The organism is Aliivibrio sp. A6, from assembly GCF_028765505.1.
GTDB lineage: Bacteria > Pseudomonadota > Gammaproteobacteria > Enterobacterales > Vibrionaceae > Aliivibrio > Aliivibrio finisterrensis_A.
In genome coordinates this window covers 51,704-72,910 of the sequence record NZ_JARACR010000010.1, presented here as the reverse complement: position 1 = coordinate 72,910, position 21,207 = coordinate 51,704, and the positions used below count along the sequence as shown (strand labels likewise).

Here is a 21,207-nt window from a genome sequence, read left to right as displayed (position 1 = left end):
TTCCTATTGTAGAGCTTCAAGTTCTTCCCAACGCTCGAATGCGACTTCCAACTCTTGCTCGGCTTGAGCTAGGCGTCCTAAGACTTCATCTGTCTTTTTAGGATCTTGTTGGAAGAAAGTTGCGCTGTTTACCGTCTCTTGAAGTTCTGTAATTTCATTTTCTAGTTTCTCTAAAAGTTCAGGCAACTGTTCAAGCTCACGCTGTAACTTATAAGATAATTTCTTTGGCTTCGCTTGCACTGCTGTTTCTTTAACTTCAACAGTTTCAGATTTTTTCTTTGTTACTTTAGGTGCCATTGCATCGCGAGTGGCCTGTACATTAGCACGCTGTTGCTGTGCATCGTGATAACCACCTACGAATTCTTCGATCTGGCCCTCACCTTCGAAGATCCAACTTGTCGTTACTGTGTTATCAACAAACTGACGGTCATGGCTCACTAATAATAATGTACCCTGATAGTTGGCAAGTAATTCTTCTAAAAGTTCCAATGTTTCGATATCTAAATCATTGGTTGGTTCATCAAGAATCAATAAATTGTTTGGACGAAGGAACAAACGCGCAAGTAATAGACGGTTTTTCTCACCACCAGACAATGCTTTCACAGGTTGACGAGCACGTTTTGGCGAGAATAAGAAATCTTGTAAGTAGCTTAATGCATGACGCTCACGGCCACCCACAGTTACTTCTTGTTTACCATCTGCTAGGTTATCAATTACTGTTTTTTCAGGGTCTAACGCTTCACGGTATTGGTCAAAGTAAGCTACTTCCAATTTCGTACCACAATGCAATTTACCTGAATCAGGTTGTAGCTGGTCAAGCATCAGTTTAAGTAAGGTACTCTTACCACAGCCATTCGCACCAATTAGTGCAATACGGTCACCACGCATAACATTGAAGCTGAAGTTCTTAACAATGTTTTTGCCATCAATTGAGTAATGAAGGTTTTCAGCTTCAAATACAATTTTACCTGAACGATTTGACTCATCCACTTGGATATTGGCTTTACCCATTACTTCACGACGCTCTGAACGTTCACGACGTAACTGTTTTAATGCACGTACACGACCTTCATTACGAGTACGACGCGCTTTAATGCCTTCACGGATCCATGCTTCTTCTTGAGCTAGCACTTTATCAAACTGAGCATTTTGCTCGGCTTCAACACGCAGCGCTTCTTCTTTTGCAAGTAAATATTCTTCATAGTTACCAGGGTAAGAAGATAAGTTACCACGGTCTAAATCAACAATACGTGTCGCCATTGATTGAATAAACGCACGGTCATGCGAGATAAAGATGATTGAGCCTTTAAAATCTTTTAAGAAAGTTTCAAGCCATTCAATCGTCGTTACGTCTAAGTGGTTGGTTGGTTCATCAAGAAGTAATACATCAGGATCAGAAACCAATGCACGAGCTAATGCTGCTTTACGTTGCCAACCACCCGATAAATCCGTTAATAATGTATGACCATCTAGCTTTAATGATTCAAGTACTGATTGAATACGCGTATCAAAGTGCCAAGCACCTAGGTGATCAATTTTTTCTTGAGCACGAGAAAGCTTATTAATGTTTGATTCACTTGGATCAGTTTCTAGCAAATCAAGCAGACGATGATACTCTTTTAAGTATTTACCCGCTTCAGCTAAACCTTCTGATACATAATCAAATACTGTTCCGCTTTCATTACGTGGAGGATCTTGCTCTAGACGAGAAACCACCACATCTTGATTAATTTGAAGTTTGCCGTCATCCATAATGATGTCACCAGCAATAACCTTCATTAACGTTGATTTACCTGCACCATTACGGCCAACTAAACACACACGCTCGTTTTCTTGTAAAGCGAAATCAGATTTGTCTAATAATGGGTGATCGCCAAACGCTAATTGCCCATTATTAATTGTAAGTAATGCCATTGTCTTCTAACCAATTCTTTAATTGCGATATATCAAAGGGCCAATTAAGCTCAGATAAGCCATTCGCCACTACAGGTATTGTGACACCGTAACGAGAGAAGAGCTCATCGTTGAACGCAATGTCTACCGTGTCTACTTTTTCAATGTCTACACCCACCTCCACAAGCAAGTCAAACGCTTGCTCGCAAAGGTGGCAGCCTTCCGTGCTATAGAGAGTAATCATTCGTCTCTAGTCTTCCTTGTGAGTAATAATCCAGCAGTTATGAATGTGCTTATTACGTGCAAAATCAAGAGGCAAAGTTTGCTTAGAAATATTCTTCGCTTTAAGCCCTGCTTTCTCTAGCGCCGCATCATCCATCTTGAAGTTACGTTTGTTATTTGAGAATACAATAGTTCCGTTCTCACGTAGCATACGTTTTAAGTTTTCAAGCAGCATAATGTGATCACGCTGTACATCAAACGTTTGTTCCATACGCTTAGAGTTAGAGAACGTTGGTGGATCGATAAAGATTAGATCAAATTCACCGTCCGCTTGTTGTAACCATTGTAAACAGTCAGCTTGTAAGAACTGGTGCTGTGTACCCGTTTGACCATTGGTATTCATATTCTTCTGTGCCCACTCTAGGTAGGTACGAGACATATCAATCGTCATAGTAGATTTCGCGCCACCACAAGCTGCGTGAACAGTAGCTGAACCTGTGTAAGCAAATAGGTTTAGGAAATCTTTTCCTGCAGCCATTTCACCTAACATTTTACGCGTCAGTTTATGATCTAAGAATAAACCGGTATCTAGGTAATCTTGTAGGTTAACAATCAGTTTTACACCGTACTCTTCAACATCAAAGTAGCGAGATTTCTCTGCCAGTTTTTGATATTGATTTTTGCCTGATTGCTTTTGACGAACTTTCAAAATAACGTTATTTGTTTCTACACCCGTTACTAGAACTGTTGCACGGATCATATCGGTTAAACGACGACGCGCTTTATCTTCAGAAATCGTTTTTGGTGCCGCGTATTCTTGAATAATGATGTACTCTTTATATACATCAATGGCTGCATTGTAATCTGGTAAATCCGCATCATACAAACGGTAGCAATCTAGCTTTTCTTTACGAGCCCATTTACCAATCTTACCCATGTTCTTTTTAAGACGGTTCATGAACTCAGGAGCAACCTCTACACTTACCGCTTCTTTACGTTCAGCAGATTCAGTAATTGAGTAGTTTTTCTGAACACAAGGTAATGCACCATTGTTCAGTTTAAATTGCTTATCTGCACGCATACGTAAACAAGCAAGTAAATCATCATTGCTTGAATAGATAGATGCCGTACAGCCACCAAACTCTTCTTTCAGTTGACGGCCAAACTCACTGTATAGTGCAATCAATGCAGGCTCTGTACTTAGACGCTCACCATAAGGAGGGTTACAAAGAATAACGCCGTTTTCAAACCCTTCTGGACGCTCAACTTTGGTTGCATCACCCACATCAAACGTAATTAAATCTTCAACACCAGCACGACGCGCATTTTCACGAGCTGTTTGAATAACACGGTAATCACGATCAAAGCCGTAGAAACGTGCATCTACTTTCTTAACACCGCGACGGCTCTTAACTCGAGCTTCAGAACGGATTTCAGCCCAAACTTCTGGGTCAAAATCAGTCAGAGCTTCAAAACACCATTTCTCACGTTTAACACCCGGAGCCATTTCACAAGCCATTAGTGCCGCTTCAATCAGTAAGGTACCAGAACCACACATTGGATCTAATAGAGGTTTTGAGTCATCCCATGTACTACGCATAACAAGCGCAGCGGCTAACGTTTCACGAAGTGGTGCGCGACCCGCTTCAGTACGGTAGCCACGTTGATGTAAGCCTGAACCCACTAAATCAAAACCAAGAATCCCTTTCTCGCCTGATAAACGCATATGAACACGTAAGTCTGGTTCTACTTTACTGATGTTTGGACGCGCTAAATCAGCCTTTGTAAAACGGTCAACAATCGCATCTTTTACTTTTAGAGCACCGTACTGGCTATTTCGAATCTCACTGTTAGTACCGTTAAAGTCCACCACTAACGTTTTATCAGCAGAGAAATAACTAGGCCAGTTAATTGAAGATGCGCCTAGGTATAAGTCCATATCATCACGGACATCGAACTCAGAAAGAATTTGAATGAAACGTGAAGCAATACGGCTCCACAAACAACAACGATAAACGACCTCGATTGGCGCTTCAAACTTAACACCAGCGTGAACCACTTTAGGGTCAGTCACACCAAGCGCAATAAGTTCATCTGCAAGTAAGTTTTCAAGGCCTTTAGAAGTAATGGCTAAGTATTTTTTCATGGGATTCTTTTCGTTATTAAATTGCCTCGCATTATACATGAATCTGACTGAAAGAGGATAAATAGATTACAGATAAATCCCCGAGAAACCACCGTACATAAGCCTTTTAAAACAAAAGGTTAATAATTAATTTTATAGTTAATGAATTAGAATCAAACTAAAGCGTTTCTATATATAAACATTAAGGTGCGCCCATTTACAGGCGCAATCTGGAATAGACCAGCAGGCATAACTGAGTGAAAGTTTATTACATAATGAGGTAAATGCGGAATTTTCAAGGTTATTACGGTGGGAAATTTAAGTAATAGTACTGATATAGGGGTGATATTTTTTTGTCATTCTTAGCTCAATCTCTCAATTTTAAGATGACAGCACTCCACTGTTGGACGTGTTTTTAATTGAATGCTAAGTGTTTAACTAAGAATTGAAATGAATAATATTGCTCATAGCGCGATTTTATGAGGGTAACAATACAGAAGAAGTAAGGGAGGAATAAGGTAAAAATAGATACTGAAGAGGGATTAATGTAAAAAAGTCACTGACCTTTGTTTTACAGGGCTTTTATTAATAATGATAACTATCTACCCTACCATTGCATAATAAGCGGAGTTTACCACCTGCATCTGTGCCATACGATCATGCATTACTTTAATCGGTTCACAAAATGCCATGTATTTTGTTGGATTTAGAGCAAATGAGTCCATATCGACAAGCATACACATACTGGCACACTCGTAATTCCCAACAATAATGAAGTGCCCTTCTCCTAAGTCGTTCTTTAGGGACACCACTTCCCCCTCTTGAGGGAAATAACCTTGGCCTTGAGGCTCAAAGAACCAGCTCTTAGGCAACATAGGCTTGTGAAAGCGTTTAGCAGCCACACAATTAAGTGCAAGCTCTACTTTGCGAGGTTCTGATAGTGGAAGATAAGAAATGTGTTCTACGAACATTTGATATGCAGAGGCATCATCAACAGAGAATTTGCACGCATCAAAAGCACCGTCAATAAGCACTTTAGAAGGAAGGTTTACACGGAAGACCATGTCCATACCTAAATCGAGCATTAGAGATTGTGCTTTATTGTCGTAATACCAGTTCCATGTATCACTTGGTTTAAGCATTATCATTTCTCTCTTGAAAAAATGGGAAGAATCCCTTCGATAGCCAATCACCAATGACTGCAAATTATGCTGAAAATTCATCTATGTTTTCAGTCAAAATAATACTGGTGTAATTAATCGTTAATTTTACAAGAGGTTAGCAATAAAAAAAGGGGAAATTTTCATTCCCCCTTCCGTTTGAACAGTCTGTAAGCAACTTTCGCTACTTTTTATAACAATTAGATATTATTCACAATATCTTTAACTAATGCCGGACCTTTATAAATAAAGCCAGAGTAAACTTGAACCAGATCTGCACCAGCCATCATCTTCTCTTTTGCCGCAACATAAGAGTCAACACCACCTACCCCAATGATTGGTAAAGAATCACCAAGCAGCTCTTTAAGACGACGAACGACTTCTGTACTGCGAGTTTGAACAGGACGACCACTTAGCCCCCCCATCTCTTCTGCATGCTTCATGCCTTCAACCATAGATCGATCTAAGGTGGTGTTTGTTGCGATCACACCGTCAATTTTATACTTCATTAAAGAGTCAGCAATTTGAGATAATTCACTATCATCTAAATCAGGTGCAATCTTCAAAGCGATAGGAACATACTTACCGTATTTCTCAGCTAACTCTTTTTGCTTCTCTTTTAACTGAGAAAGAAGATCATCCAATGCTTCGCCATATTGAAGAGTGCGCAGTCCTGGAGTATTTGGAGATGAAATGTTTATCGCAATGTAACCCGCGTATTGATATACCTTCTCCATACAAATTAGGTAATCTTCCGTACCCTTTTCGATTGGGGTGTCTTTATTTTTACCAATATTAATACCGATAACACCGTCAAATTTTGCTTTCTTTACGTTCTCAACTAAGTTATCAACGCCTAGGTTATTAAAGCCCATACGGTTAATAATGCCTTCCGCTTCAATAAGACGGAATAAGCGTGGTTTATCATTACCAGATTGAGGACGTGGAGTTACGGTTCCTACTTCAACAAACCCAAAGCCCATTGCACCAAATGCTTCAATACATTCGCCATTTTTATCAAGGCCAGCGGCTAAACCAACAGGGTTTTTAAATTGAATGCCCATGACTTCAACAGGTTTAGAAGCCAATTTTTGACGATAGAATAAATCGAGAGGAGTGCCGGTGAAACGTTTGAAATTTTGAATTGCTAGGTCATGTGCTTTTTCAGCATCAAGTTTGAAAATGCCAGCTCTGGCGATGCGGTATAACATTGTAACTCCAAAATAAGTCCCGTATAAACGGGGAGTCATTATTCACTGATTTTATTCACAATTCAAACTTAATCGTACTTTATTCATCATTATTTATCGCAATAAAATAAACCAACATCAAAGGAAAGAATAAAGATTCACAAAAAAGGATTAAAAATATAGGTTAATGAGAAAATTCTCGGGGTAATAAAAAAGGAAAGTGAATTTTTATCCACTTCCCCATTTATTATGCAAACGTTTGTCTGAGCTTAGTAATCAAACAATCGGTTATTTAGTTACGTTTGATGTGCAACTCAAATTTAGCAAGGTAAGCTCCCTTAACGCAACCGAGAATTTAGCAAATTCATGAACAGAACCGACTTTAAATTCATTCAGAATATTATCCCAGCGCCCTATTGAAACCGCATTCTTTTCACACCATTCTTCAATTGCACTTTCCACAGATTCTGCATCTTTATATTCAGTCAGAACCAATTGAGTTAGTTGGCGTTGTTGCCAATCTAAGTCTTCACGGAAAGAAGCTCGAGCTAATGCTTGCCAGTGGTTGTCAACACCTTGGTTATTAATCTGTTTTAAGAACCAATGCAAAGATAACTTATCACCTAGAACATAGTATAAGCGTGCCGTGGTAGATACCGGTTGTTCCATATCTACAGCAACTGCTGAAATATCCATTGCTGAATATAAGCTGCTTAAACGTGCCAGTACATTACCTAGCTCACATGGCACACCCATCTCTAAATAATGGTTAGCTTGTTCAATATGCTCCACTACTTCATCTTTTACTAAATAACTATCAAGGTTCACTTTAATGTCATTAACCGCTGGCTTATATTTTTCAATAACCTGCTGAATCGTCATATTTTGTGAACCATTACGGAGTAGCCAACGAGTCACTCGACGGATAGTTCGTCGCATTGCAAATAAAGCTTCATATTGTGCTTCAGCGGTTGAGATATTATCTAAGCTGCGAATTTGCTTAAATAAATCCCCAAACTCAAAAATAGCTCTTGTTGCAGAGTATGCGTTAGCAATATCAGTGACACTGTAACCCGTTTCTTCTTGCAAACGAGTGATGAAGTTACAACCCATTTCATTAACCATTTGATTTGCTAGACACGTAGCAATGATTTCTGAACGCAGTGGGTGGTTATCCATCTCTGCTTTATAGTTACGTTGTAACTCAGTTGGAAAATACGTGGTTAGTAACTCAGCATGATATGGATTGTTTGCAATGTCATCGCAAGCCAATTGCTCTTTAAGCACCATTTTTCCATAAGCAACAAGAACTGAAAGCTCTGGACGAGTTAACGCCTGCCCCATTTTCTCACGCTCAATCAAGGTTTCATCATCAGGGATAAATTCTAACCCACGATCCAATTGACCTTGTTTTTCGAGATGATGAATAAAACGGATCTGCTCTTTAACTAATGAAATGCCTTGTTGCTCTGTTACCGAGATCGACTCTGATTGGCAATACGCATCATCAAGAACAATCTCACCCACTTCATCTTCCATTTTCTCTAGTAGAACATTACGTTGCTTGTAGGTTAGATCACCATTAGCCACTAAGCCATTTAGTAAGATCTTAATGTTAACTTCATTATCTGAGCAATCAACACCACCTACGTTATCAACAAAATCAGTATTAACACGGCCACCTTTTAGACCATATTCAATACGACCCAGCTGAGTCATACCTAGGTTTCCGCCCTCGCCAATTATTTTTGCATTCAGCTCTGAGCCATTGATACGTAAGGAATCATTCGCTCTATCACCCACATCAGCGCTGGTTTCTTTACTTGATTTAACGTAAGTACCTATGCCGCCATTCCATAACAGATCAACATCCATCCTCAAGATCATTTGAATCAAATCATTCGGAGCTAAAGACTGTTTACGAGTACCTAGCATCTTCTGAATTTCAGGAGAAAGATCTATCGACTTAGCACGACGAGAGAAAATGCCACCACCTTGAGAAATCAGATCTTTATTGTAATCCTCCCAGCTTGAACCAGGCAGTTCAAACAGACGCGCACGTTCTGGCCATGTAATTTCAGAGTTTGGGTTTGGATCAATAAAGATATGCATGTGGTTAAATGCCGCTTGAAGGCGAATATGTTTTGATAGCAACATACCATTACCAAACACATCCCCTGCCATATCACCGACACCAGCAACGGTGAAATCAGTCGTTTGACAGTCAATTCCCATTTCACGGAAGTGACGTTTAACCGATTCCCAAGCACCTTTTGCAGTAATACCCATGGCTTTATGGTCATAGCCATTTGAGCCACCAGAAGCAAATGCATCACCTAACCAGAAGTTGTATTCTTCTGAAACTGAGTTAGCTAAATCAGAGAAAGTTGCCGTACCTTTATCTGCTGCTACAACCAAATACGGATCATCATCATCATGGCGAACGACATTTTGTGGTGGGATAACCTCGCCTTCAATAATGTTATCAGATACATCCAAAAGTGCTCGAATAAACTGTTTATAACAGCGTTGACCTTCCGCAAAGATATCATCACGGGTTGTGAAGTTATGTTGCTTTTTACAAACAAAACCGCCTTTTGCACCAACAGGAACAATAACCGTGTTTTTCACTTGCTGTGCTTTTACCAAACCAAGTACTTCGGTACGGAAATCCTCTTGGCGATCTGACCAACGCAAACCACCACGAGCCACTTTACCACCACGTAAATGCACACCTTCAATATCTGGTGCGTAAACAAAAATTTCAAATGCAGGCACTGGCGCTGGAATTTCAGGAATATTTGATGGTTGCAGTTTCAATGATAACCATGGCTTAGGCTGACCGTCTTCATTTTGTTGATAATAGTTAGTTCGTAGCGTTGCAACAATCATCTCAACATAACGACGAATAATTCTGTCATCATCCAAGCTTTCTACTTTATCTAAACTTGCATAGATAGCATCAAGGGCTTTCTGCTCTTTTTTCTCAGACCAATCAGCTTTTGGATCAAAGCGTAATTCAAAAAGTTCAACCACCGATACTGCTAATTTGGTATGTGTTGATAATGTATCTTCGATGTACTGCTGACTGAATGGGAAACCCACTTGACGCATATAACGAGCATAAGCACGTAAGATAGTCACTTCACGGCCAGACAGACCTGCACCAAGAACCAGACGGTTAAAGCCATCACTCTCTAATTGACCATTCCAGATCTGTGCAAATGCTTCTTGAAAACGATCACGAGCTTGACGAAGATCGACTTCTTCAGAACCATTGTGGATCATAGAGAAATCTAAAATCCAATCCACCGAACCATCACTCTTCTTAACGGCATAAGGTGACTCACCAATGACTCGTAAACCTAAGTTTTCAAGCATTGGCATTACATCTGATAAGTGAATTGGCTCATCACGGTGGAACAGTTTCAATTTAACGTTCGCAGAGCCTTTTTTCTCTTCTTGCGGACGATAAAATAACATACCAAGTTTATTATCATCACTTAATAATTCAAGACGTTCAATATCAGCAACAGCAGAGCCTGGAAGTGTTGCTTCTTTGTATGAGCGAGGAAATGCGCTTTGGTATTTCTTCGCTATTGCAGTTCCTTTACTCTCACCTAAGTTAGCCACAATCACATCACATAGACGGTCATCCCAAGTAGATGCTGCTTCCATTAAATTATTTTCAATATCTTTCACATTAATGTCGCCGTTATTGTTGTCTACACGAATAATGTAATGTGTTCTCGCTAATGCACTCTCAGAGAAAAACGTCGTAAATTCAACTTCTTGATCAGAACCAAAATAGTTTTTAAGAATACGTTGAGTTTGACGACGAAGCTCTGTGTTATAACGCTCTTTGGTTACATACACCATGCACGAGAAGAAACGACCAAATGGGTCACGACGAACAAATAGACGCAACAAATCACGGTCTTGCATTTTAACAACACCGGTACCTACCTCTAGCATCTCTTCTTCTGTAGCTTGGAAAAGTTCATCACGAGGATAAGTCTCAAGAATATTGCTTAATGCTTTGTATGAATGTGAACCTTTAATGTATTGGCTCGTCTCTAAAATACGTTCTACTTTATTGCTTAATAGCGGGATATTAGACACACTTTGGTTATAAGCGGTTGATGTATAAAGCCCAGTGAAGCGATGCTCACCAATTACTTTTCCTTCTTTATTCAAACGTTTAATGCCAATGTAATCTGTATAAGCAGGACGATGTATACGAGACTTAGTATTTGATTTTGTTAAGATTAACAAGTCTGATTTTTTCGCTGCAGCGCGCGCTGAAGATGGCATCTCTGACAGTTTTGTCATATGAATACGAGAAGCTAGTGAGAATAATCCTAAACCGACATCTGCTGTTGGTGTTAATTCATGATCGCCTTCCACAGCCGTTAAATCAAAATTCTTGTACCCCATTAAGGTAAAGTTATGATTTTGAAGCCAAGTTAAAAACTCAATTGCTTCATTCACTTCTTCTTTTGCTATTGGGGATTTACTATCTTTAAGCTCTTGAATTACGGCTGTTAATTTGTCTGACATTGGTTGCCATTCATTTACCACGCGGCGAATATCTTCAAGTACCAACAGTAATTCAGCTTGAAGTGCGTCCATTTCAGAAAGATCACTCATGTGATCAACTTCGAAATGAAATAACGTTTGTTGCATTTTTCCATCACTGCTGCATACCGAAATAATCTCACCGCTCTCATCACGAGTAAAGCAGTGTGGTCCATGCAACATAAAGTGGCTTGTCATATCAAGACGGGTTAGCGCCATCTTAACGGAATCGACTAAAAATGGGCTATCAGGCGCAACAATTTCTACCACTGTATGGGTTGATTGCCAGCCATCTTGGCTTAATTTTGGATTAAAAACACGAACCGATATATCAGAAAGATTCACATCAGATAAATGGTTCCAAAGACTAAGAGTTGCACCGTACATATCCGATTCATTACGTTGCTGTAAATCATCATCATCAATGTTGGCAAATAAACGCTGAGCAAGCTGCGTTACTAAGGATTGTTGAGGCATTTCAAGCTTTTCAGCAATTAGAGCGTACACTTTCTCAAGTAGTACTGGAACGATAGGATCACGCGTCGTCATAAAGCGAATGCTCCGTTTCTTATGATTTAGAATTATTTCACCAATCACAGTAAGTAAGAGTTCAGAAATAGCGAAGGAAAAATACTTAAGAATAAGACGGAATTTTTCGATAAGTAGTTACCCTACAATCAAAAATTTCAACGCAGTTATCAAGTATTTTAACAAGCTAAGATGACCTGTTATTTACTACGGTTGGTTTATATAGTGTAGCAGTTGAAACTGCTTATGCGCTTCACATTGTAAGGATAATATGGATAAAACGTTATGACTTTTTTACGTGCTAGATGCTTTATAGTTAGAAATGTGATTAAGGTAGAGGTTTATCCTACTTGCTCAAGATTTACAAAACGATTATTTTGATCAACCGTTAAACGAAAGCGACCTTTAACGCCTAATTGAGTTAAAAATGAACGGAATCGAGATGCAGGTAATTGCAGCTTTAGTCCCTGCTCTGTCATTACCATAACAGTACTTGCAACACCTGAATAATGACTTAAAAAAGCCTGATACGTCACATTCATTCTAAAATAATAAAATTTGTTCATTTACTTAATATCTTTAATAATTGAAGTGCATATTGTGGCGCTGAAATAAAAAAATGGCCAGTAAAAAACTGACCATTTTGATTTCACTATAACGATAAACTCAGCATATTATGCTAATGCTTTGGTTACCTTCTCAAACAGATCTTTGGCTAAGCTATCAAGATCAGCCAAGCGTTGAAGTTGAGCTTTCATTAGATCCTGACGATCACTATCGTACTTCTTAAATTTCAATAATGGATCAATTAAACGAGAAGCCACTTGTGGGTTACTTTCGTTTAATTCCAGTAATATATCACCTAAGAAAGCATAACCTTCACCAGATTTAGAATGGAAGTTAACAGCATTGTTGGCAGCAAATGAACCAATTAAACTGCGAGTTCGGTTCGGGTTCTTTAAACTAAATGCTTTATGATTCATCGTCTCTTTAATAATATTTAAAGCATCAGTGCTTGGATTAGAACCCTGTAAAATGAACCACTTATCCATAACTAGACCATCGTGAGACCACTTGGCACTGAAATCATCCATTAACGTTTGACGAATAGGAAGCTCAGCCGCATTTGCAGAAACCATGGCCGCCATAGTATCGGTCATGTTATCTGCAGTTTGATATTGCGCTTGAACTAACGTCTCACCAATGTCTGTTTTTGCTAAATAACTTAATGCGCAATTACGCAATGCACGCTTACCAATCGCATCATGATCAACCGAGTAATCCCCCTGCTTTAGGCTATGATATGTAGCAGAAAACTCGTCTTTAAGTTCAACGGCCAATGTCTGTTTAATAAAACCAAGTGCTTTATCAATCGCGTCCACATCGACAGTATCAAACCAACCAGTGATCTCGTTATGGTTTGGTAACACAAACATCTCAGCAATAAATGCTTGCTCTAGATCGACATTGAGCAATACGCCACGGAAAGCATCGACTACCGCTTCTGGTAATTCAAGTGCTTGACCATTTTGTACATTAGTAATATTTGTACGAATATAATTCGCCAATAACATTTGGCCGGCATCCCAACGAGCAAAGTCATTTTGTGCATGAACCATCAGGAAAATCAACTCTTCATCTGAGTACGCATAGTTTAATTTAACTGGCGCAGAGAACTCTCGAAGTAAAGAAATAACTGGTTTTTCAGAAACTTGCTGGAATACAAATGTCTGTTCTTCTTGTGTAATGTTAAGTACGTTATCAATCTTTTCATTGTTACAACGTAACTCAATAATCGCTCCATCTTGACCATATAACTCAATATCCAATGGAATATGCAATGGCAACTTTTCAGTTTGATCTTCTGTTGCTGGAGTCTGTTGTTTAACGATCAAGGTGAATTCTTGAGTTGATTCATCATAAGAAGAAACTACTGATAATGTCGGCGTACCCGATTGACTGTACCAACGACGGAATTGAGTAAGATCGACGCCTGATGCATCTTCCATGGCCAAAACAAAATCTTCACACGTTGCTGCTGTGCCATCATGACGCTCAAAGTAGAGTTTCATCCCTTGTTGGAAATTCACTTCACCTAATAAGGTATGCATCATACGAATAACTTCACTGCCCTTTTCATACACCGTAAGCGTGTAGAAGTTATTCATTTCTATTACTTTTTCTGGACGAATTGGATGTGCCATTGGGCTTGCGTCTTCAGCAAACTGTGGGCCACGCATAATACGAACATTATTAATTCGATTTACTGAACGCGAGCCAAGATCTGAAGAGAACTCCTGATCACGAAAAACCGTTAAGCCTTCTTTCAAACTTAGTTGGAACCAATCACGACAAGTAACACGGTTGCCAGTCCAGTTATGGAAATATTCATGGCCGATTACCGCTTCAATACCTAGGTAATCAGTGTCTGTTGCTGTTTCTTGTTTTGCTAATACAAACTTAGAGTTAAAGACGTTTAAGCCTTTGTTTTCCATTGCACCCATGTTAAAGAAATCAACCGCTACGATCATGTAGATATCAAGATCGTATTCAAGATCAAAACGATCTTCATCCCACTTCATCGAGTTAATTAACGAAGTCATTGCATGAGGAGTACGATCCAAATTACCTTGGTCGACATAAATTTCAAGAGCCACATCTCGGCCTGACTTTGTCTTGTAAGTATCTGTTAATACATCAAAATTACCTGCAACTAATGCAAAAAGATACGCTGGTTTTGGGAATGGATCCTGCCAGTGAACGAAATGTTTTCCACCATCAAGATCACCCTGGCTAATACGGTTACCATTACTTAAAAGATGTGGGTAAGCCTCTTTATCTGCAATCACTTTTGTTGTGAAACGCGCTAATACATCAGGGCGATCAAGATAATAAGTAATACGACGGAAACCTTCTGCTTCACATTGAGTACAGAAACCATCGCCTGATTTATACAAACCTTCAAGGGCTGTGTTTTCTTGTGGATTCACTTCGGTCACAATGGTAAGCGTAAAATCACCACTTACATTATGAATGGTTAACTGTGTATCTGTTAACGTATAATCTTTATGCTCAACATCATTTATTTTCAGAGACGTCAATGTCATCCCTTCCCCTTCAAGAAGAAGATCCGTTGACTGTTTTAGTTGTTGTACTTTTGAAGTCGCGGAAATAAATGTTTTTGTATCATCAAGATCAAAAACTAAATCGATATCTGAAATGGTGAATTCTGGAGATTGGTAATCACTGCGAAATTTAGCCTGAGGTTGTTGGCTCATAATATATCCTTATGATGTCTATCACTTTAAAAACAGGATGAGTGATAGTTACTAGTTAACCCTCTTATTCTCGCATAAGATCTAATAGATTTGTTAATAAAAAGAGTTTTAGTCTCATATTTCTATCCTTAGAGTCACATTATTCTTTCATTTATAATTCACTGCCTTACTAATAATGCGTACATACCAAACTGTTCATTTTTAATCTCGAGTAGATCTTCCGTTATATGAAAAGTTGATTCTTGTTCACCCTCTTCATAAAGTAAAACTAAATCATTATTCTCAAAATAATAGTAGCCAATATGTTGATTCGATTTTCCGGTGTGTGAGATCACTTCAAGTGAAAATATAAAATCAGAACGTAACTTTAAGTTTAACGATTTCACATTACTCACCATAATATCTTCACCTGACACCAATTCCGAATTCCAAGAACCGATAATGCGTTCAGGTACTACTTTAAAAAATTCAACCCCATTAAGATAAAGTCTATTATGGCTGACTTGATAATGATAAATTTGAGACTCATCTTCATTTCCTTCAAAACGAATACTGTCTTGGGAGATCTCAAAACTTCCTTCCCACTCTTCCGCCGTATTCGATGCCATCTCTATCATTTCAATACGAAATTTATTATTTGAGCTTAAAGATATATGTAAAACATCATAATCATTTTCTACATTTGCAGGCTTAAAGAAATACCAATCACCAATTAAAAAAGGATTTGAAAAATAAGTCAGTGACCTGCGTTCTTCTATTATCATGCTTTCATTTGAAGCAAAAGACGTAACAGAAAATAAAATGAAAAATACAATTATTGTTTTCATACAATGCTCCATTTCATACTAATTTAGTATTCAAAATCAGTACAACTTGTGAATGAATACTTGCATAACACCAAACGGAAAATCTGCTCACTAATACTTCGTAGTAAAAATCGGCAATAAAAAAGAAGACTTAACTAGATATCAAGATTAGTATTATTTTGATTGGCATAATATAAGCCTAGATGAAAAACCATACTTTGCTTTTATTTAGGCAAAAAAAAACAGAAATCCAAATAGATTTCTGTTTAAGATGGTTAATAAATATTACTTATTAACACATTATTTTTGATTCATTAACGCCAAATCAATCGTAATTGCGACGGCTTCATCAAGATACGCATCAGGAACTTCATAGTCTTTTGGAATATCATCAAGAGTTTTAAATTCTTCTTTTTTCAGAAGTTTTTGTCTCTCATTCACTCGTTTAAGACGGCGTTCATCTGCTTCATCACCTTCTTTCTCACGAACTTTTTTATTCAATGAAATCGTTGTGATGTCTTTTTCAGCTTGATAGCGAGCAATGTCTTCCTGAATAAAACCAAATTCTTCATCCGTTTTAATTCGTTCTACATGCTTTTTCGCTAATGGTTCAATCGTATTTTTAATCTGATTGGTTTGTGCATACTCGGCAGCTTTGATGCTGTCCCAAGGAAGCGCATTATCCTCAACACTTTCACCCGTTTCTTTTGGATCAATCGCTGTAGGGAATGCAATATCAGGCACAACACCTAGATTTTGCGTACTACCACCATTGATTCGATAGAATTTTTGGATCGTGTATTGAACATGACCAAGCGGTTTATCAAAAAGATCATAAATATGATTTAACGATCTATGTTGTTGAACCGTTCCTTTACCAAAGGAATTTTCACCTAAGATTACAGCACGACCATAATCTTGCATTGCTGCAGCAAAAATTTCAGAGGCAGATGCACTGTAGCGATTCACTAATACTGTCATTGGACCAGTATAAGAGATCTCACCATCAGTATCAGCATTTACATTTACTCGACCGTAACTATCACGAACTTGAACTACTGGGCCACCAGTAATAAATAATCCAGATAATGCCGTAGCTTCAGTTAATGCACCACCACCATTGTTACGTAAATCAACAATAATGCCGCTAATATCTTGTTTTTTCAGCTCATCAATCTGTTTTTTCGTATCTTCAGCTAAACCGACATAGAAACTAGGTACTTCTAATACCCCAACTTTCTTGCCATCTTGCTCAATCACTTCAGATTTTACTGCTCTATCTTCTAAGCGGATCTTATCTCGAACGATTGTGACAGTGTGACTTTTTGAATCGTTACCTTCAGGCAAGATCTCAAGGTTCACTTTTGTCCCTTTTGGTCCTTTAATAAGTTGAACAACGTCATCTAAACGCCATCCAATCACATCAACAATTTTTTTACCGTCTTGACCGACACCGATAATTCGGTCGCCTTCAGAAAGTTGTTTGCTTGTTAATGCTGGTCCACCAGCAACTAATGAACGAATTACAGTGTAATCATCGGTTGCTTGTAATACCGCACCAATCCCTTCTAATGAAAGATTCATTTCTGATTGGAATTGCTCAGCATTACGTGGAGATAGATAACTGGTATGAGGATCAACTTCACGTGCAAACGCATTAATGTAAAGTTGGAACGCATCTTCATTATGACTCTGAGTCAAACGCTTAAGTGCATTATTATAACGCTTGCCTAGCATCTTTTGGATTTCAGGCCAATCTTTCCCTGTCATTGACAAGTTTAGAGCATCATATTTAACACGTTTACGCCACAGTTCATTTAACTCAGCTTCATCTTTTGGCCAAGCCGCTTCAGAGCGATCTAACTCAAGAGATTCATCAATCGTATAATCAAACTCTTTATCTAAAAGAGAAAGTGCGTAGACATAACGCTCAAAACGACGCTTCAATGATAAATTATAGATATCAAAAGCCGCTTGGGAGTCCCCAATCTTTAATTGATCGTCTAACTTAGTTGATAACGGGGCGAATGAAGAAAGATCAGCTTGAGTGAAAATATTTCTATTATAATCAAGCATGTCTAAGTATCGCTCATAAATGGCAACTGAAAAGTCATCATCTAATGAGAAATGCTTATAATGAGAACGCGTAAAGCGAGAAGTAACACGCTTACTAGCAGTAGCATGCTGTGTTTCTGCGGTTAATACTGGTAAGTCAGTTTCAGAATACTTGGCGTCTAATACCTTAGCTTCAAGTGCGTGCGCAGAAGCTGCTAGCATAACGCCAGCAGCAATCAGCGAGACTCTTAATCGACAATTCATGCGTCGGGAGTGCTCCTTTATGAACGAAGATTCTCCGCTTTAACAACCATTTGAAGGCCGTTTGATAAGCGAATTCGTACATCATCCTTGTTAATTTCAACGATTGTCGCAGGCATATTACCTTTACCCATGTTAACGCTTACGTTGTTACCAACAGTAACTTCATCTGCGTTTAGAGCACGAGTTTCAACTGGCTTTTCTACTTTCTTAGCAGCAGCTGGTTGAGGACGACGCTTAGGTGGAGTAGCAGCACGAGCTGTTTTCTTAGCTTTTGCTTCTTCTCTTGCTTTTTTAGCTTGTTCTTTACGACGAGCAGCAACTTTTGATTTGCTCTCATCTAAAGTAGCTTTAGCGTGTTCAATGTGCTCTTCTTCTAGTTCACCACAAGGGTTACCATCTAAATCAACACGAGATGCGCCCGGCTTAACACCGTGTAGGTAACGCCAAGAAGATGTGTATTGACGTAAACCAGCACGTAGCTGAGTTTTACTTACTTTAGGATCATCGCTTAAACGCTCAGCTAGATCTTGGAAGATACCAATTTTAAGAGGTTTAGCTTCGCCTTCTAAAATAAAGCATTTCGGGAAACGCTCAGCAATGTATGCAATTACTTCTTTGCTGTTCGCTAATTTTTCAGAGTTTTCCATGTAGTTTCCTGATAGTACGGTTCAAGCCGTATTTCGGTTTATTTCTAGTAAAGATATTCCGCTATTATAGATACTTAAGCGTGAAAAACCACTACTGAAAGACAATTAAAGTCTCTTTTCTGCTTCTTTCATGAAATCAACCAGACCTTTTTCATCAATTTCGCTAAATCGTGCAATATTTGGACTATCTATATCCAATACTCCAGTCAATACGCCATTTCTATAAAATGGGATCACGATTTCAGAATTACTTTCTGCGTCACAAGCAATATGGCCAGAAAATTGATGAACATCATCAATACGTTGGACAGTTTCTGTAGCAAAAGCAGTACCGCACACTCCCTTCCCTACACTAATTCGAATACAAGCGGGTTTACCTTGAAATGGGCCTAAGACTAACTCATTTTCTTTAAATAGATAAAAACCTACCCAATTAATGTCGTCCAGTTCCATATTTAATAACGCACTAAGGTTTGCTAGGTTAGCGATAAAATCCGTTTCACCATCAATCAAGCCTATCGCTTGCTGCGTTAATCGCTCGTAATGCTTCAATTCCATCTTTATATTTTTCCTCTATTTATACCAATCACTTGCGACTCTATTTATACTGAGTACAATGCCGATGGAAAAGATAATAATAGGAATCATTCTCACCATGCGCAATACTACTCTCCCTACAATTAACTGGAATTGGCTATTTAGGCAAGCAAAAACCTATAAAAGCCGTTTGGTTGTAGCAAATATCATCGCCATTGTCGCGACGCTTATCAGTGTACCTATCCCATTACTCATGCCATTGATGGTAGATGAAGTGTTATTACACAAACCGTCAACGGGTGTTGAACTATTAAATGTAATGCTGCCTACCCATTGGCAAGGTCCAATAGGTTATATCCTATTAGTCCTCGTCATGGTCATTTTAATGCGCATTGTCAGCCAGGTTCTCAATATCTATCAAGGCCGACAATTTAGCTTAGTGTCCAAAACTATTACCTATCAAATACGACTTCAGTTACTCGATAAATTAAGCCGCATCAGTATGAAAGAATACGAATCACGCGGTAGCGGTGGTATTAACTCTCATATTATTACAGACATAGATACGATCGATAAGTTCCTTGGCCCAACATTAAGTCGTTTTATTGTCTCTTTTTTAACCGTCATTGGCACAGCTGGCGTCCTTCTTTGGATTAATTGGCAACTTGGTTTATTTATTCTTTTAGTAAACCCTATCGTTATCTACTTCTCTCGAAAATTAGGTAACCGGGTAAAAGATCTTAAAAGAAAAGAGAACCAGTCTTATGAACGTTTTCAAACACGCTTAATTGAAACCTTAGATGGAATTTATCAATTACGTGCATCAAACCGTGAACGTGCATTTTTGGACCAATTAAAAAACCAAGCCGATGACATAAGACACAGTGCCGACCAATTTACATGGCAGTCTGAAGCGGCTGGACGGCTCTCCTTTCTTCTATTTTTACTCGGTTTTGAATTATTTAGAGCCGCAGCCATGATCATGGTAGTGCTTAGTGATTTAAGTATTGGTCAAATGTTTGCCATATTTAGCTATCTTTGGGTAATGCTTTCGCCAATACAAGAATTATTAAGTATTCAATTTTCTTGGTATGGTGCCTCGGCGGCGCTTAAGCGTATCAATCATTTATTACACATAGATGAAGAGCCAAAAGTAGAATCTACAATCAACCCATTTGCTACAAATAGTGCAACTGAAATACAAATTAACAATATTAATTTTAGCTATAACGAGGAACGACAGGTTTTAGATAATTTATCATTAACCATTCGTGGCGGTGAGAAAGTTGCCCTTGTCGGTGCCAGTGGTGGCGGTAAATCAACATTAATTCAGCTACTATTAGGGTTATATCGACCTACTAATGGTGAAATATTATTTAATGGTCACAATACACAAGACGTAGGATTTGAAAAAATTCGCAATCAAATCTCGGTGGTATTACAACAACCTATACTATTTAACGATACATTAAGGCATAATCTAACACTAGGTTCAGATTATTCAGATGATGCACTATGGAATGCGCTTGATGTAGCCCAACTGCAAGACGTTGTAATTCAATTGACTGATGGATTAGATACTCAAATTGGTCGCCAAGGTGTAAAATTATCTGGTGGTCAAAGACAACGTTTAGCCATTGCTAGAATGGTATTAACGGATCCAAAATTTGTTATTTTAGACGAAGCGACGTCTGCTTTAGATACTGCAACAGAAGCCGCATTGCACAAAGCATTAAGTGACTTCTTAGTTGGACGAACCACTTTAATTGTGGCGCATCGTTTAAGTGCAGTAAAACAAGCAGATACTATTTATGTGCTGAACGATGGTAAAGTATCTCAATCTGGCACACACCATGAACTGGTTACACAGCAAGGACTGTATCAAACGCTATATGGATCAATTCAAAGTTAATCAATCGGACAA

Annotated in this window: 13 protein-coding genes; 1 reads left to right on the top strand and 12 read right to left on the bottom strand. The window is 38.6% G+C overall.

The genetic code is table 11. From position 1 onward, the window contains the following. Positions 1–3: 3 nt before the first annotated feature. From PVK70_RS08135 to PVK70_RS08080, 12 genes are all read right to left on the bottom strand, one after another. A complete protein-coding gene (locus tag PVK70_RS08135; protein WP_130047346.1) occupies positions 4–1,914 on the bottom strand; it encodes an ABC transporter ATP-binding protein in 1,911 nt (636 codons plus the stop codon). Beyond that, positions 1,895–2,137, bottom strand: coding sequence for a glutaredoxin family protein (locus PVK70_RS08130; protein WP_060990975.1), 243 nt, complete (start codon positions 2,135–2,137; stop codon positions 1,895–1,897). Before PVK70_RS08130 ends, PVK70_RS08135 begins: the two co-directional genes overlap by 20 nt. A gap of 6 nt (positions 2,138–2,143) precedes the next feature. After that, positions 2,144–4,261, bottom strand: a complete 2,118-nt coding sequence (rlmKL, locus tag PVK70_RS08125; RefSeq protein WP_130047345.1) for a bifunctional 23S rRNA (guanine(2069)-N(7))-methyltransferase RlmK/23S rRNA (guanine(2445)-N(2))-methyltransferase RlmL — start codon at positions 4,259–4,261, stop codon at positions 2,144–2,146. 581 nt (positions 4,262–4,842) lie between these two features. Continuing rightward, a complete protein-coding gene (locus tag PVK70_RS08120) occupies positions 4,843–5,382 on the bottom strand; it encodes a cell division protein ZapC (protein WP_130047344.1) in 540 nt (179 codons plus the stop codon). Positions 5,383–5,600: 218 nt separating this feature from the next. After that, entirely contained in the window at positions 5,601–6,611 is a 1,011-nt protein-coding gene (gene pyrD / locus PVK70_RS08115; RefSeq protein WP_130047343.1) for a quinone-dependent dihydroorotate dehydrogenase, read from the bottom strand. A gap of 267 nt (positions 6,612–6,878) precedes the next feature. After that, positions 6,879–11,717, bottom strand: coding sequence for an NAD-glutamate dehydrogenase (locus PVK70_RS08110; RefSeq protein WP_130047342.1), 4,839 nt, complete (start codon positions 11,715–11,717; stop codon positions 6,879–6,881). 320 nt (positions 11,718–12,037) lie between these two features. After that, complete coding sequence (locus tag PVK70_RS08105; RefSeq protein WP_130047341.1) at positions 12,038–12,262, bottom strand: DUF2835 domain-containing protein; 225 nt, start codon at positions 12,260–12,262, stop codon at positions 12,038–12,040. A gap of 108 nt (positions 12,263–12,370) precedes the next feature. After that, positions 12,371–14,974 (bottom strand): aminopeptidase N, encoded by a 2,604-nt coding sequence (gene pepN / locus PVK70_RS08100; RefSeq protein WP_130047340.1) that lies wholly within the window; start codon positions 14,972–14,974, stop codon positions 12,371–12,373. Positions 14,975–15,132: 158 nt separating this feature from the next. Further along, positions 15,133–15,801, bottom strand: a complete 669-nt coding sequence (locus PVK70_RS08095; RefSeq protein ID WP_130047339.1) for a hypothetical protein — start codon at positions 15,799–15,801, stop codon at positions 15,133–15,135. Between the two features lie 279 nt (positions 15,802–16,080). After that, complete coding sequence (gene prc / locus PVK70_RS08090) at positions 16,081–18,099, bottom strand: carboxy terminal-processing peptidase (RefSeq protein WP_130047338.1); 2,019 nt, start codon at positions 18,097–18,099, stop codon at positions 16,081–16,083. Between the two features lie 17 nt (positions 18,100–18,116). After that, positions 18,117–18,746 (bottom strand): RNA chaperone ProQ, encoded by a 630-nt coding sequence (proQ, locus tag PVK70_RS08085; RefSeq protein ID WP_130044460.1) that lies wholly within the window; start codon positions 18,744–18,746, stop codon positions 18,117–18,119. 105 nt (positions 18,747–18,851) lie between these two features. Next, positions 18,852–19,304: a GAF domain-containing protein gene (locus tag PVK70_RS08080; protein ID WP_130044459.1), complete on the bottom strand. Its 453-nt coding sequence runs from the start codon at positions 19,302–19,304 to the stop codon at positions 18,852–18,854. Between the two features lie 97 nt (positions 19,305–19,401). Here PVK70_RS08080 and PVK70_RS08075 point away from each other — a divergent pair, with 97 nt between their 5' ends. Continuing rightward, on the top strand, positions 19,402–21,195 hold the full coding sequence (locus PVK70_RS08075; protein ID WP_130047337.1) for an ABC transporter ATP-binding protein: 1,794 nt from the start codon (positions 19,402–19,404) through the stop codon (positions 21,193–21,195). The last annotated feature ends 12 nt before the right edge of the window (positions 21,196–21,207 follow it).